At 47.5% G+C, this 14,366-nt stretch carries 14 protein-coding genes; 3 read left to right on the top strand and 11 right to left on the bottom strand.

The features are described 5' to 3' along the window. Positions 1–34: 34 nt before the first annotated feature. Positions 35–1,198, bottom strand: a complete 1,164-nt coding sequence (torC, locus tag LRP49_RS06770; RefSeq protein ID WP_420791526.1) for a pentaheme c-type cytochrome TorC — start codon at positions 1,196–1,198, stop codon at positions 35–37. A 417-nt stretch (positions 1,199–1,615) separates the two neighbouring features. On the opposite strand from torC, the gene torR reads away from it, so the two are divergent. Further along, a complete protein-coding gene (torR, locus tag LRP49_RS06765) occupies positions 1,616–2,332 on the top strand; it encodes a two-component system response regulator TorR (RefSeq protein WP_274141131.1) in 717 nt (238 codons plus the stop codon). 41 nt (positions 2,333–2,373) lie between these two features. Next, positions 2,374–2,844, top strand: coding sequence for a DUF2947 domain-containing protein (locus LRP49_RS06760; protein ID WP_274141130.1), 471 nt, complete (start codon positions 2,374–2,376; stop codon positions 2,842–2,844). Between the two features lie 106 nt (positions 2,845–2,950). Here LRP49_RS06760 and LRP49_RS06755 read toward each other — a convergent pair whose 3' ends face one another. After that, the gene (locus LRP49_RS06755) at positions 2,951–3,199 is read right to left on the bottom strand and encodes a DUF3297 family protein (protein ID WP_274141129.1); all 249 of its coding nucleotides are present in this window, start codon (positions 3,197–3,199) and stop codon (positions 2,951–2,953) included. A gap of 111 nt (positions 3,200–3,310) precedes the next feature. After that, positions 3,311–4,300, bottom strand: coding sequence for a 2-hydroxyacid dehydrogenase (locus LRP49_RS06750; RefSeq protein ID WP_274141128.1), 990 nt, complete (start codon positions 4,298–4,300; stop codon positions 3,311–3,313). Between the two features lie 213 nt (positions 4,301–4,513). Here LRP49_RS06750 and LRP49_RS06745 point away from each other — a divergent pair, with 213 nt between their 5' ends. Beyond that, positions 4,514–4,915, top strand: coding sequence for a hypothetical protein (locus tag LRP49_RS06745; RefSeq protein ID WP_274141127.1), 402 nt, complete (start codon positions 4,514–4,516; stop codon positions 4,913–4,915). A gap of 396 nt (positions 4,916–5,311) precedes the next feature. Here LRP49_RS06745 and LRP49_RS06740 read toward each other — a convergent pair whose 3' ends face one another. From LRP49_RS06740 to LRP49_RS06705, 8 genes are all read right to left on the bottom strand, one after another. Continuing rightward, entirely contained in the window at positions 5,312–6,364 is a 1,053-nt protein-coding gene (locus LRP49_RS06740) for a TRAP transporter substrate-binding protein (protein WP_274141126.1), read from the bottom strand. An 84-nt stretch (positions 6,365–6,448) separates the two neighbouring features. Next, a complete protein-coding gene (locus LRP49_RS06735; protein WP_274141125.1) occupies positions 6,449–7,771 on the bottom strand; it encodes a TRAP transporter large permease in 1,323 nt (440 codons plus the stop codon). Beyond that, entirely contained in the window at positions 7,768–8,334 is a 567-nt protein-coding gene (locus LRP49_RS06730; RefSeq protein ID WP_274141124.1) for a TRAP transporter small permease subunit, read from the bottom strand. The genes LRP49_RS06735 and LRP49_RS06730 overlap by 4 nt, the downstream gene beginning before the upstream one ends. Positions 8,335–8,369: 35 nt before the next feature. After that, a complete protein-coding gene (locus LRP49_RS06725) occupies positions 8,370–9,086 on the bottom strand; it encodes a glutamine amidotransferase-related protein (protein WP_274141123.1) in 717 nt (238 codons plus the stop codon). A 9-nt stretch (positions 9,087–9,095) separates the two neighbouring features. Next, a complete protein-coding gene (locus tag LRP49_RS06720; RefSeq protein ID WP_274141122.1) occupies positions 9,096–10,256 on the bottom strand; it encodes an iron-containing alcohol dehydrogenase in 1,161 nt (386 codons plus the stop codon). A gap of 9 nt (positions 10,257–10,265) precedes the next feature. Beyond that, the gene (locus tag LRP49_RS06715) at positions 10,266–11,651 is read right to left on the bottom strand and encodes an aldehyde dehydrogenase family protein (RefSeq protein WP_274141120.1); all 1,386 of its coding nucleotides are present in this window, start codon (positions 11,649–11,651) and stop codon (positions 10,266–10,268) included. A 117-nt stretch (positions 11,652–11,768) separates the two neighbouring features. Then, positions 11,769–13,139, bottom strand: coding sequence for a glutamine synthetase family protein (locus tag LRP49_RS06710; RefSeq protein ID WP_274141119.1), 1,371 nt, complete (start codon positions 13,137–13,139; stop codon positions 11,769–11,771). Positions 13,140–13,370: 231 nt separating this feature from the next. Then, positions 13,371–14,348 (bottom strand): LysR family transcriptional regulator, encoded by a 978-nt coding sequence (locus LRP49_RS06705; protein ID WP_274141118.1) that lies wholly within the window; start codon positions 14,346–14,348, stop codon positions 13,371–13,373. Between the last annotated feature and the right edge of the window lie 18 nt (positions 14,349–14,366).

The raw sequence follows: 14,366 nt of genomic DNA, 5'->3' as shown, positions 1-14,366 counted from the left end.
AGGCGCTGATGCGCCTGCCGCTTTAATTTTTTACTTAGTGCTGACCTGCACCGCCGGTATCGCTACCGTGGTTCTGCAGATATTTCAGCAGTGTGCGTTCTTCAGTTTTGCTCAAGCGGTAATATGCACTCATTGCTTTCAGGCTTGAGATCCAGCCATTTGCAGTGAAGTGGCCTGGTGCAGGAGCAGCGTGACATGAGTTACAAGAAGACGCGTACATTTCTGATGCGTAATCCCATACAGGCTCAATGCTGTCCAGCATGCCGTCTTTGGTTACGTACGCTTCAACCGCTACTTGTTTCCAAGCCATGTTAGTTGCAGGGTCGATTTCTTCAGAAATGACGGTTTCACTTGCTTTCACGTCGCCACGAACGGTTGCCTTGAATACACGTTTACCCATGTACTCGGTCATTACGCGGCCTTTACCGTTAGTTTCGATCCAGCCTTGAATGCGAACTTTCAGCATGTCGCCTTCTTCGCCAATCACGTCAACTTCGGACGCTGGTAGTAGCTGGCCTTCAACTTTGCCGCTGGCATCTGCGGTTGCGAACAGGCTCTTCTCACTTAGTGAGTAAAGTTTCTTCGCGCCAGCAGGAGCGATCGCATCTGCATTTAGTGTTTCGAACGTCTTACGGAAGCCACCCGCCATGTTTGGCAGTTCGTGTGCAATACCTTTGTGACACTCAACACACGCCATGTTTTCTTTTGCAGCAGGGATCATCTCTTTCATTGCTTGAACAGATTGCTTGCTGTGATCCATCGCGTCATATGAGTGACAAGTCGTACATGTTTTGTAGTTTTCGTCCGCCATGCGGTCCCATACTTTCTGGGCGAGCTCAAGCCGGTGCTCTTCAAACTGCTCAGGCGTATCGATTTTTCCGGTGATGAAGTGGTGGTACAGGTCAGTAACCGCACCCATCTTACGTTTTACTTTACCAACGAAATCTTTTGGTTGGTGACAGTCCACACATTCTGCGCGGATACCCTTCGCATTGCTGTAGTGGATAGATTGCTTATATTCCTCATAGTTCTGTTGCATGGTGTGACAAGAGGTACAGAACTCAGTGGAAGAGAAAACTTCGAAGGCTTTGTTCATTGAGATCACGCCGGCGACCGCAATAACAGCACCGACCAGAACAAGCGCAAGGATTGGATACTTTGCGCTTGGCTTCATCAGCTTTTGCAATAGCTTTTTCATAAAAATGGATACACCCATAAAAAGTTTTCGTAGTTAGTGTTGGGCCCATTCCCCGATTCGAAGTTGGAAAGCAAGCCAGCGCACTATAGCTACATGTTTTTGATGCGTTATTTCGAGTCGCGCATGTTAGCGATTGGATGTGAATATGGTTAGGTATGAAAGTGAATGGGATAAGTGGTGATGTGAACAGAATATGAATGGAGGGTGGGTTTTCTTCGTGACGAGAGTATTATGTGCTTCTAAATGTGCCAAAAAGGCTAAATTTGGTGTATAACTCGCAAAAAAATATCACTGAGTAGTGAAAACTGTGATTTATCTAACGGATAGGAAAGTGCAAAAACCATGAGATAAATCAACTTTGCAGGTATTTTTGCTGGTACAGTGCGCCCATCATGACGATTTATGAACAGGTTTTAAGTGACTCATCACATACTGGTTGTAGAAGACGAAGTAGTCACCCGGATAATGGTAAGTGGTTACTTTGAAAATCAAGGATATACCGTTAGCCAAGCTGCTGATGGCAAGGAGATGCATCAGATAATAAATCAGCAGCACGTTGACTTGGTGCTGCTTGATGTGAATCTACCCGGTGAAGATGGTCTTAGTTTGACCAGAGAGCTGCGGGGGAAGTCTGACGTCGGTATAATTCTCGTGACGGCACGGACCGACAGTATTGACCGCATCGTCGGGCTGGAAATGGGGGCGGATGACTATGTCACAAAGCCATTTGAACTCAGAGAGTTACAAGTTCGGGTGAAGAACTTGCTATGGCGTATTTCCCGTGCGCAAAAAGAGATGCATCGTTTAGCGTCTTCAGGCCAAGAAGATGATAATATTGTTAGCTTCAACGGCTGGACATTTGATATCAACCGTCGCGCCTTGAGCAAAGGCAATGATGCGGTCAAATTGACGAAAGCTGAATATGAAATGCTTGTTGCGTTTACCTCGAATCCTAATCGTGTGTTGAGTCGAGAGCGGATACTCAACTTAATTAGCCATCGTGTTGATGCACCAAATGATAGAACGGTCGACGTGTTAGTTCGACGTTTACGAAACAAGATTGAAGTAGAGCCTAAGAAACCGCAACTGTTCGTTACAGTGCATGGTGAAGGCTATATGTTTGCGGGCAAGTAACTAACTCAAGTAACTAAGTCCCGCGAATTTTTGAGAGAGATATGAATTACATTCCCCTGGAAGATTACAAGCGCAAGTGGATTTTTACCCACCAATCCATGCCAGTATCATCAGAAGATTACGCCGAAATCAAACCGATGGCAGAGGCTCGTGGCGCGCAGTTGTGGCGCGATTTCATCAGCAATCAAAGCCCGACACCGGATCATTTTGGTAAAGGCGATTGGCCAATCATGCGTGATGTTTGGTCAAGCGAGGTTAACTGGCAATCAGCTTGGGATGAAGAAACGGAACTGCCTGACGAGTTCGTCGCCCATTTTCCATGGGAAGACAACAGCGTGGTGTATTTTTGTTATGACAAAAATAATGTGATTGAAACGCGTTGGGTTATGTTTAAGAAGTATTGGAAAAACTTTCTTTTCTATGACGACAAACCATTGTTAATTGGCAAGAAAAAGAAAGAAGTAGCCATGTTTGAACAAAACGGATTGGCGAAACTGGGTGTGAGACCGTAGGTTTCTTTTCTTGGTAAAAGGCACGCTTTTTAGCAGTTGCATCAAAAAAGGCAGAAAGTAACACTTTCTGCCTTTTTTCATTTTCTATAAGAAAGCGGAAAAACGCTTACTTGTAGAAAGCTTCGACTTTGCCTTTCAGCGTGATCAGAAGTGGCTGACCACGGCGATCTAATGCTTTAGGTGAAGGGATTTTGATCCAACCTTCACTGATGCAGTATTCCTCAACGTCGAAACGTTCTTTGTCATTGAAGCGAATACCGATTTCATGTTGGAAACACTCAGCAACGTGGTGTGGGCTGCGTGGATCACCTGACAGACGATCTGGCAGTGCTGGTTGCGAAGTAGTGTCGTTCATAATCTTGACCTGTAATAAGTAAAAAGCGCGTTATTGTAGACAATATAGAGAACTAATAAAGGCGCACGTTTAAAAAAACAAGAAAACGCAGTAAAAGGGAGAATTCTTCGCCTAAATCACTTCGTTTCCTGAGGTTTCACCGCGCTCGAAAGCCTGAAGGTTTGTGAGTGTCGTTTCTGCAATGTTGCCCAGGGCTTCTTCGGTCAGGAAGGCCTGGTGGCCAGTAAACAACACATTATGGCAGGCTGACAGTCGACGGAATATGTCATCTTGAATCACATCATTGGATTTATCTTCAAAAAATAAATCTTGTTCATGCTCGTAAACATCCACACCTAGCGCACCAATTCGGCGGCTTTTAAGTGCTTCAATTGCGTCTTGAGAGTCAATCAATCCACCACGACTGGTGTTGATGATCATGACGCCATCCCGCATTTTACTGAATGCTTCAGTATTGAGCATGTGGTAGTTCTCTTTAAACAAAGGACAATGCAACGAAATGACATCGGACTGTGCATAGAGTTCATCCAAAGGCACGTATTTTGCGCCCAACGCGATTGCGTCAGGGTTCTCGAAAGGATCGTGCACGAGCAAGTTCATACCCAGACCTTTTAAGATGCGTAACGTAGCAATACCAATTCGACCTGTTCCAATAATGCCTGCGGTTCTTTGATGAAAGTTAAACCCCGTTAAGCCCTGTAAATTGAAGTTTGCGTCTCGGGTGCGTTGATAAGCGCGATGGATATGTCTGTTTAAACTCAGCATTAGCCCAACGGTGTGCTCAGCTATCGATTCAGGCGAATAGGCAGGAACACGCATCACCTGAATCCCTAAGCTTTTTGCAGCGTTAACATCCAGCTTGTCATAGCCGGCACATCTCATTGCAATGACTTTTATGCCGTGGCTCGCCAGTTCCTTCAACACAGCGGCGTCTAAGTCGTCGTTCACGAAGGCGCAAACAGCGTCAAATCCATTCAGCAAAGCGGCGGTTTGTTCTGTCAGTCGAAAATCGAAATAGCTGATGTCATGGTTGAACCGTTGGTTCATCGCATTGAATGATATTTCGTCATAAGATTTTGCACTAAATACGGCAATTTTCATTAGATCCCCTCATTTTCGTTCTGTTGCTAGCAGGGTCATTGATACATAGTGAAAATGTGGCTTAGGGGCAGAGATTCTTCAATTACTGATAATGGGAATTATTAAAAACAAAGTTTGTCGTTTTGCATGGTTGACGATTGAACATGGCGCGAAAATTGCTGCTAAATTTATTCATGCAGCACTCCAAAAATGCAAGGAATAAAAGGACATAGAATGAAACGATACGCCTTATTGCTGGTCGCCATGGTCATACTCAATGGTTGTTCTTATGCGACAAACTATGGTGTTCACGGTGCGCTATTTGAAGCAGAGGCAAAAATTGTCGATTGTGAGCTTGAAGGTGCGCTAGATACATTGCAGCGATTTACCGTCGTTGGCAGTAACAAGGAAAAAGCCATTGCATTTGAATACATGGGGGTTGTTTATCAGGAGCAAATGGATTTGCAAGCATTCAATCATACTGTAGACCGCTTCTTGTTCAGCGAAATGGGGCGCGGTCAATCGCGAGAGTCGACGATTCATAAATGGAACGAAAAAAGACGTGAAATCCGTGAGTTGCGTGTATATGAGCTAGGACGGCCAGAATGTGCCACGGATTTTGTGACAGCTTTATGAAGAGAAAGTAGTGAAGTCGTGTGATATTGATTCCATGGTTTAATCTGGCTCGCAAAAATACTGCATCTCTATAATTAATAAGGGAACTTTCTGGATAGCCTCACAGTTTTCTTATTCATCAGATACTAAATTAGCCCTGTGTTCAAAATCATTCAGTAACGCAGGCCGCCAATTACAGACTGATTCTGAACCAAAGACTTTCATTTCTTTCTGTTTGGTTTTATCAGCTGAAGGAAATAAATGAGAGGGCGGGGTTAAGTCGCCGTCAGCTTAAAATACGAGGGAAACCAGTGTCGGTATTGGCCTATCGCACTGGTTTTTTTCATTTTTAACGCACAGAAAACAAAAAAGGCGGCAATTCTACGCCACCTTTTCGTTTTGCCATTTATAATTCGCTCAAGAATAGCGATAGGGTTTCCCCGCTTTTTCCATGACACCTGAGTACTCTTTGAAGATCTCGATGACACGGGCATTCCTTGGGCTTGTTTCGGCGATTTCATCCCAAAACTTATAGGCTTCAAGTTCAACTTGGCGCCACTCTTCATCAGGAATCGTAGTCAGTTGCATTTTTGTACCACCGGTTCTGAGTTTTGCCTCTCCGCCCCAATACCAGTGCTGACGATAGTAATGTGATGAATCCATCATCATGTTGAAGAGCACTTTTAAATGATCGGGGAGGGCGTCCCAGCGTTCAGAATTGGCGAAGAATGAGCCACACCATGCACCGGAAATATTATTGGTGAGGAAATAGTTCGTCACGTCTGCCCAACCTACGGTGTAATCTTCGGTGATACCTGACCAAGCGATACCATCTAGCTCACCGGTTTGAACCGCCACTTCGATATCTTCCCATGGCAGTGTCACGGGGATAACACCAAAGCGAGAGAGGAAGCGTCCGGCGGTTGGGAAGGTAAAGACACGCTTGCCTTTGAGATCTTCAAGACTGCGGATTGGGTCAACCGTCGCGAAATGACATGGATCCCATGACCCCGCACTAAGCCACGTCACACCTTTAACTTCACCATAGGCTTCTTGCCAGATTTCTTTCAGTCCGTACTCTTCAAACAGCACAGGCACATCGAGGCTGTATCGGGTTGCGAACGGGAAGTAGCCACCGAATACAGAAATATCGACAGGAGCGGCGATGGAGTCATCATCACTTTGCACCGCGTCTATCGTGCCTTTTTGCATGGCACGGAACAATTCACCGGTCGGAACGAGTTGGTCGGCATAGTACAACTCGATGATCATTTCGCCGTTCGCTGCTACGTTAAATGCATCAACAGCGGGTTTAATTACGTGCTCAGCCAAAGCCGGGCCCGCATAAGTTTGAAGTCGCCAGCGGATAGGTTCCTTCGCTGAAACAACGGCAGGTGCGCCCAGTATTGCAGTTGAACTCGCTGCACTGACAATACCTGCCTTTTTTAGAAAGTCGCGTCTATTGCTCATAACGGTATCCTTATTTCACTTAGCTAATTGCTTTACGCATCTACCAAGAGATGCTTCCTTGTTTCCGTCCTAAATCTGCATCCGCTATCGGCTGTAATGCCAATCAGGCAGCCACAAGGCAACTTGTGGGAAAGCCATAACGATTGCCAGCGCGCAAATCATAATGAGTACAAAAGGAACGATGGATCGGTAGATGTCGCTCAGGGACACTTCTGGCGGTGCCATAGCGCGCATCAAAAATAGGTTGTAGCCAAAAGGCGGTGTCATATAGGCGATCTGACAGGTGATGGTGTAAAGCACGCCATACCAAATCAGGTCGAACCCCAATAATTTGACCAACGGGACATAAAGAGGAGCAACGATGACCAGCATGGCTGTGTCATCCAAAAAGGTGCCCATGATGAGGTAAGAAAGCTGCATCAGGATCAGAATTTCCCATGGCGTCAGGCCGAGTCTGTCCACAAAGAATGCCTCTATGGCTTTTACTGCGCCTAAGCCGTCAAAAACGGCACCGAAACAGAGCGCAGCGAGGATGATCCACATAAACATGCAACTGATGGCGAGGGTTTTCCTCACCGTGTTTTCCAATACCTCTTTGGTGAGTCTCCGTTTGATAATGGCCGCGACGGTCGCGGCGAGAGCACCGACAGCCGAACTTTCTACCAAGCTGGTGACACCCATCAGAAAAAGGCCAGTCATGGAGAAAAAGATCGCCAGCGGGAGAATACCTGCCTGCAAGAGCTTCAGCTTTTCGCGAAAGGGAACATTCCGCTCTTCTTTGGATAAGGCTGGGCCAAGGTCTGGCTGCATTTTACAGCGTACCACGATATAGATAATGAACATGGTGGCCATAAGGAGGCCGGGGAATACACCTGCCAGCCACAGTTTACCAACCGGTTGACGGGCGATCATGCCGTACAGAACCAGTACCACACTGGGAGGAACCAAGATGCCCAGCGAGCTACCCGCCTGTATAACACCCGTGACCATGATTTTGTCATAACCTCGCCGTAATAATTCAGGCAGGGCAATACTGGCACCAATGGCCATACCCGCTACGCTCAAGCCGTTCATGGCGGAAATCGCGACCATGAGCAAGATGGTGCCGATGGCGAGTCCACCGTGTATGGGCCCCATCCAAACGTGGAACATCTTGTAGAGATCATCAGCAATGCCCGATTCAGACAGCATATAGCCCATGAAAATAAACAGAGGCAGAGTGAGCAGCGGATACCACTTCATCAGCTTCATGGCTGCACCGAAGGCAATCTCAGAGCCACCGTCTCCCCAAAGAAGCAATGACGCGATGACAGCAACAGCACCGATAGCGGCAAACACGCGCTGCCCAGTGAGTAGCATCAGCATCATGGAAGAAAACATGAGCAAGGCGATCAGTTCATAACTCATTTTGATGCCTCCTCAATGTCTTGAGGGGCACGCATACGCGCGATGTCTTTTAGAAGAACAGCGGTCGCTTGAAGCAGCATTAAAAAGATAGCGATACACATGGTGACTTTAATCGGGGCCATGTAGGGACGCCATGCTGAATAGCTTCGCTCGCCATATTCCAACGCGTAAGAGGTGCTGGATAGCCCCCCATAGAGCAGCACGGCGAGGTAGACGATGAGAAAAAGAATGGTCACGCAGTCTACGAGGGTTTTCGTGCGGGGTTTCCAACTGCCGTAAAGCAAATCCATTCGAACGTGGCTGTTCAACTGCATTGAGTAGGGGCCGCCAAGCATGTAATACGCGACCATGATGAACTGGGCCATTTCTAGCGTCCACAACGACGGCAAAAAGAAGGTTTTGGTGATTGATGAATAGATGAGAATGCCGAGCATCACGAAAATCAGATACATAGCAAATCTACCGACATAATAGTTGATTGATTCGACGAACCTGACATAAGCCGCGAGTGATGAGGGGAGATAGGCTAAGGAGCCATCATCCGCCGGTCGCTTGGAGTCCATATAGTTACACCTGTCCTTTTAAATTCATGCTTTTCCTAAGCATTGCGCCTTGCTTGTTCGAGGAATGCCAACATCCATCGTGTGACGTCATCGCTGTCTGAGTTTTGTTTTAACGAGTCCTGCCCAGCGTCTATGACTGGCTCAGGTATTCTGTCGCGTCTCGCTTCCATTAAGTCGAATGAATAGGCACGGCTAAACTCGGGGTGACCTTGAATCGCGAGAAAGTGCTGACCGACCGTGTACATACCGATTGGGCAAAATTCACTGCTGGCATAAGTCTGACTATCACGAGGAAGCTGTGACACCTGATCTTGGTGGCTGACGACGAGAGAAAAGCTCTTTTTTTCGTTGCTGAGCCAAGCTGCGGGTTGTGTGAGTTCGCTGGTAGCAATGCCCACTCCCCAACCTTTATTCGACCGTGTAACTTCTCCGCCCAACGCTTGCGCCATCATTTGGTGACCAAAGCATATGCCCACGGTGGGGATGTGGTTTTCATAGAGTTCACGGACAAACGCTTCAAACTGCTTGATCCAAGGAAGATCGTCATAAACGCTATAGCGACTGCCTGAGATGATGTAGCCGTCGTTTTCATCTATCGAGGCGGGGTACTCGAAATCCATCACGCGATAGAAGGTTAATGCCAATGACGGCTCGGCCCGATGCAAAATGTCCGTAAACATATCGGGATAATTTCGATGTGTTAGCTGAAGCTCTTGCTTCACATCGTCACAGAGTAAAATGCCAAGTCGCATAAGGCCTCTCTATAACCCTTTCCCATGGACTGCATCTGAGAAAATCTGACTGTATTGGTCTGAAGTAAATGCTATTGGATTACCGCCAGCAGAAGGGTCTTTGACTGCCATATCGCCTATCAATGCCGCCTCTGAGTCATCTATACCTATTTCCGACAGTGTGTGTGGAATGCCCAATGAGGCTCGCAAGGAAAGTACCCAATGCAGAACGGCATCCGTGCCTGTTCCTTCCAGAGCTAGGTAGCTGGATAGTCGGGTCATCTTCTCTTCGATTTTTGTACGGTTAGCGTTGAGCACATACGGCATTAGTATCGCGTTGAGCAAACCATGGTGTGCGTTGTATCTTGCACCCAAGCTGTGTGCGATGGCATGCATGGCACCTAACCCTTTTTGGAAAGCGGTGGCCCCCATACTCGACGCTACCAACATTTGCATGCGTGCATAACGGTCAGAGCCATTTTGAAATACCACAGGAAGAAAATTATTTACCAACCGAATGCCTTCGATGGCTATGCCTTCAGCCATAGGGTGATAGCTAGGTGAGCATAAGGCTTCAAGACTGTGTGACAGCGCATCCATGCCAGTTGCAGCCGTGATGTGTGGTGGCAAGCCTAACGTCAATTCAGGATCGAGGATGACCTGTTTAGGCAGCATGTCAGGATGGAAAATAATGATTTTCCGTTTTTCGTCTTCATTGGTAATCACTGACGCGCGGCCGACTTCTGAGCCCGTACCTGCGGTGGTTGGCAGAGCAATCACAGGCGCGATTTTGCTCGCATCGGCTGCGGTCCAATTGTCACCAATATCTTCAAAATCCCAAAGGGGAACGGTTTGCTTTGCAGACAGCGCAATTGCTTTTGCGCAGTCTAGGGCAGAGCCGCCGCCCAATGCGATAACACCGTCATGATTACCATCGAGGAATGCGTTATTTCCTGCTAACACATTGGCTCCGGTTGGGTTGCCCTGAACATCACTAAACAGGCCAACGGATAATCCTTGATGCGCGCACAATGATTGCGCGTGTTCAGTCATTGGCAGTGCGGCGATCCCGGGATCGGTCACGATCAAAGGACGCTTTATTCCTAAGCTCTCACAGGTGGTTGGCAGTTGGTTTAATGCGCCGACACCGCAAGACATAGATGTCGGATAATTCCAAATAGACACTGACATGATTTGCTCCTAACCGTGTTTAATATGGAAAGACTTTGGTCGGGTGAGATGTTCAAAGCCGATTTGCGAGAGGGTACAGCCTCTACCGCTGTTTTTAATTCCAACCCAAGCGAGTCCTGGGTCGAGATAGTCACAGCGATTAAGGAAAACCGTTCCTGATTCAACCTTGTCCGCCATGTGCTCACCAGCGGTGATGTCTTGAGTGAACAGCGCGGCGGTTAGGCCAAATTCGCTGTCGTTCATCAATGCCAACGCTTCGTTGTCATCCTTGACCTTTTGAATCCCCAATACAGGACCGAAGGTTTCTTCGGTCATCACGCGCATTGAATGATCCACGTCGACTAGCAGTTGCGGTGCGAGGTAAGGCGAGCCAAGTTGGTTCTGGGGAAAGTGTCTGGCATCAATGAGGCCTATCGCGCCTTGTCGTATCGCTTCGTCCACCTGACCACGCACGAAATCGGCGGCTGCAGTGCGTACTAATGGCCCCATGTTGGTAGATGCGTCATCTGGGCGACCAAGTTGGTATTGCCTGACTAGATCAGCAGAGAGGTCAATGACATCGTCATACACTGACTCGTGAACATATAAACGCTCCATACCGCAGCAAGACTGTCCCGAGTTAAAAAACGCACCATCGATGACCGTTTCAACGGCCTGCTGAATATTGGCATCGTGTCGTATATAGGCGGGGTCTTTTCCCCCTAGTTCTAATCCAGCACTGATAAACCGTCCTGCAATCGCCTGTTCAACGACTTTTCCTCCGGAGACTGAGCCTGTGAACGCCACGTGACGCACAGATTCATGCTGCATGACGTTTTCAGTGTCTGCATGTGTGAGGTGCAAGTATTGGAAAACGCCGTCGGGTAACCCTGCCTCTCGAAATGCTTCGAACAAGCGCTCTGCGCAAAGTGGCGTTTGCGCAGAATGCTTAAGAATGACGGTATTACCCGCTAATAACGCGGGCATGATGGCGTTGATAGACGTCAGATAGGGGTAATTCCATGGTGCAACGACGAATACTGTGCCAAGAGGTACGCGTTTGATATAGCGCGTAAAGCCCGCTTTTTCCGGGAGATAGACAGGAGATAGGGCTTCGGGTGCAATACTAATCATGTGCATTGCGCGCTCGACAAAGCCTGCGATTTCACCTGGCGTTTGCGAGATAGGTCGTCCCATCATCCACGTGATTTCTTCTGCTATCGCTTCCTGATGAGACACAAAACATTTAACGGCTTCGTGGCACAATGTTTGTCGCGTTTCTAAGGGTAAATCCTGCCAGTGTGTTTGTGCTTTTTGCGCTAACGCTAACGCCTCATCAATTTGTGTTGGTGTGGCAAATTCTCTTTCTACGTACACGCTGCCATCAACGGGCGTAATTGTCTGAAAACGTTCCATGTTGCTCACCTTTTCATGCAGGCTAGTGACATATCGAAATCTGACCTTGAGTTAACGAACCCATCATTTGCGACATAAATACGTGCGGCATCGATGGGTTTGAATCGTCAGGTGACCCTAAATAATCTCGAAGTAGCGGTCGAGTTCCCAATCCGTGACGTGCTTTCTGAACTCGCGTTCTTCCCATTCACGTGAAGCCGCAAAATGCTCTACAAACGCTTCGCCAAGCATGGCTTTTGCCGCTTCGGAGTCTTTGAACGTTTGTGCGGCTTCCCATAATGTAAGGGGTAGCTGAAGTTCTTCCGCATGGGCAATGTCGTAGGCGTTACCCTTAATTTGTGCATGAGGCTCGAGCTTATGCTCAACACCGTATAAGCCAGAAGCCAACGCAGCTGCTAAGGCAAGATAAGGATTTGCATCTGCCGCACCGAGGCGATACTCAATACGTTGAGACTTGTCAGAGCCTGGAATGACGCGAAGAGACGTAGTTCTGTTTTCAACGCCCCAAGTGGCATCTGTCGGTGCCCAGAAACCGGGAATCATGCGCGTATAGCTGTTAACTGTCGGCGCAATCATGCAAAGGAACTGAGGCATGAGCAGTTGTTGGCCCGCGAGGAAATGGCGTTGGACATCACTCATGTTGAGATCTGCATCTTCTTGATAAAACGCACTCTTGCCTGTGGATTTGTCCCTCAACGAAATATGAATATGCCCACTTTGTCCCGGGTATTCGTTTGTCCATTTCGCCATGAAGGTCGCCATCATGTCATTTTTCTGTGCCAGCACTTTCATGTAGGTTTTGAAGAGCGCGGCTTTGTCAGCAGCATTACTTGCACCGTCCACGGCAATCGCCGCTTCAATAACACCTGGTCCAGTTTCTGAGTGGATGCCTTCGATCGGGAAGTCCATGGTTTCACCCATGCTGAGGATTGCTTTGTACAGCCCAGAATAGGTGGAGTTTCGAATCATGGAGTAGCCAAACCAGTCGGGCGTAATGTTCTTTAAGTTACGAAACCCTTTTTCTCTGGCAGAGTGCGGGGTTTCATCAAAAATAAAGAACTCATATTCAAAGGCGGCAAACGCATCGAAGCCCATGTCTGCGGCTTTATCCAGTACCCGACGCAGCGTTGCGCGAGGGCAAACTGATTCAGCTTCACCTTCAAATTCGGCAATAAACAACAGCATGCCATCTTCATCCAGAACTTCTCGGCAGGTATCGGGAATAATTCGGACGGGCGCATCGGGGTAACCTGTGTGCCATCCCGTGAATTTTGCGTTGTCATAGAGTTGGTCTTTTACGTCCCAACCCAAAACGACGTCACAAAAGGCAAATCCACCGTCCAGAGAGGAGAGAAACTTCTCTTTGGACATGTATTTACCTCTCATGACGCCGTCGTTATCGAAAAGGCCAACCTTAACGTGTGTGAGTTTTCGTTCTTCGACGATGGCTTTGGCATCCGCCACCGTTTTTACTTCGCGCGCATCCATATTCGCTCCTGCGTCTTTCTGGTCCCTGTTAGAGAGAGTCAAAAGTGTGAGTTATAAAACGCAATACCATTACCAAACGATAGTAGATGGAGACTGAAGCACATGGCTGACTCCAAGAGTCTGACGATCGGTAACGAACTCATGAAAATAAGGTAGGGGAGGGAACAAAAAAACTGCCACAACAATCACGCTGTGTAAGACACTATTATTAGAATTATTAATAGTGTGAGATTAGGCGTACTTTCCTATGCGAATTTTCTCGTTCAGCCAAGGATAGTGTTGACGGATCTTAGCGAGAAAATGTTGCCGAAGAATCTTACTACTTCCTTCTGATAACTTTTCAGGGAGTTCGCCAAGTTCATTTTTACGTGAGATCAAGGTGAGGTAGCGAAAGAAAGTGTCTGATTCAGGGAGAGAAATGCAACTAAGTTCATGGCGAAACACTTCACCTTGCATTAAGCACAATGGCGTTGTCAGTGTCCAACCTAAACCTTGTGACACGGCTGACAGCACGGCGAATGTGTTGTCAAACTGCATGCGATTTGGTACTTCCAAGCCTTGTTGACGTAGATAGGTTTCGACACTTTGGCTGATTAGACTTTGCTCGCTGTATCGGACCATATCCAAGTGTTTACTTAATGCGAACAGGGATTTGCAGATCTCAGGATGTTGATTAACGTATTGACGAGGTAAAACGAGAACAAACGGCTCTTTCAGGATTTGATGGCGTTTTAAATTGTCTTCTTTTTCGAGAACATCATCAGAAATAATAATATCAATGCTTCTGCTCATTAGGCCATGCTGGTGGAGGTGAGAGTAGCCCGTCATCATTGACCAGTTTTCAGTGTGCGCTTTGACGACATCAATAAGAGGTTTGCCGACCGTGGCGGCCAGTGAGTCGACCATGGCAATTCTTACCAGATGAAGGCTGTTAAAACTGCCCTTTGCAATGACGTTCTGTGTTTTATTTGCCTGTTCGAGTAGGTGAACCGATTGGTCATAGAAATAGCGACCCGCAACTGTGAGTGCAATAGGGCGCACACTTCTGTCCAGTAGTTTAACGCCCAGATTCGCTTCTAGATTACCGAGGATTTGGGAAACAGCAGACTGTGAGAGATTGAGTTGTTGAGAGGATGCGGTCATGTTGCCTGTCTTTGCCGTCGTGACAAACACATCCAGTGCTTTCAAATCAAACCCCAGAGACCGCATGCTTTAATACCTTCAATA

The sequence above is a fragment of the Enterovibrio qingdaonensis genome (genome assembly GCF_028683135.1).
In the GTDB taxonomy this organism is placed as follows: Bacteria; Pseudomonadota; Gammaproteobacteria; order Enterobacterales; family Vibrionaceae; genus Enterovibrio; species Enterovibrio qingdaonensis.
Note: the sequence above shows the minus strand (reverse complement) of the source record. Positions and strands in the feature narration are given on the sequence as shown.

What these genes read in the sequence shown, in the direction of transcription:
- LRP49_RS06720 (WP_274141122.1), bottom strand. Translation starts at nt 10,256, where the DNA reads ATGTCAGTGTCTATTTGGAATTATCCGACATCTATGTCTTGCGGTGTC.
- LRP49_RS06755 (WP_274141129.1), bottom strand. Translation starts at nt 3,199, where the DNA reads ATGAACGACACTACTTCGCAACCAGCACTGCCAGATCGTCTGTCAGGT.
- LRP49_RS06725 (WP_274141123.1), bottom strand. Translation starts at nt 9,086, where the DNA reads ATGCGACTTGGCATTTTACTCTGTGACGATGTGAAGCAAGAGCTTCAG.
- LRP49_RS06740 (WP_274141126.1), bottom strand. Translation starts at nt 6,364, where the DNA reads ATGAGCAATAGACGCGACTTTCTAAAAAAGGCAGGTATTGTCAGTGCA.
- LRP49_RS06730 (WP_274141124.1), bottom strand. Translation starts at nt 8,334, where the DNA reads ATGGACTCCAAGCGACCGGCGGATGATGGCTCCTTAGCCTATCTCCCC.
- LRP49_RS06710 (WP_274141119.1), bottom strand. Translation starts at nt 13,139, where the DNA reads ATGGATGCGCGCGAAGTAAAAACGGTGGCGGATGCCAAAGCCATCGTC.
- LRP49_RS06750 (WP_274141128.1), bottom strand. Translation starts at nt 4,300, where the DNA reads ATGAAAATTGCCGTATTTAGTGCAAAATCTTATGACGAAATATCATTC.
- LRP49_RS06760 (WP_274141130.1), top strand. Translation starts at nt 2,374, where the DNA reads ATGAATTACATTCCCCTGGAAGATTACAAGCGCAAGTGGATTTTTACC.
- torC (WP_420791526.1), bottom strand. Translation starts at nt 1,198, where the DNA reads ATGAAAAAGCTATTGCAAAAGCTGATGAAGCCAAGCGCAAAGTATCCA.
- LRP49_RS06745 (WP_274141127.1), top strand. Translation starts at nt 4,514, where the DNA reads ATGAAACGATACGCCTTATTGCTGGTCGCCATGGTCATACTCAATGGT.
- LRP49_RS06715 (WP_274141120.1), bottom strand. Translation starts at nt 11,651, where the DNA reads ATGGAACGTTTTCAGACAATTACGCCCGTTGATGGCAGCGTGTACGTA.
- LRP49_RS06735 (WP_274141125.1), bottom strand. Translation starts at nt 7,771, where the DNA reads ATGAGTTATGAACTGATCGCCTTGCTCATGTTTTCTTCCATGATGCTG.
- LRP49_RS06705 (WP_274141118.1), bottom strand. Translation starts at nt 14,348, where the DNA reads ATGCGGTCTCTGGGGTTTGATTTGAAAGCACTGGATGTGTTTGTCACG.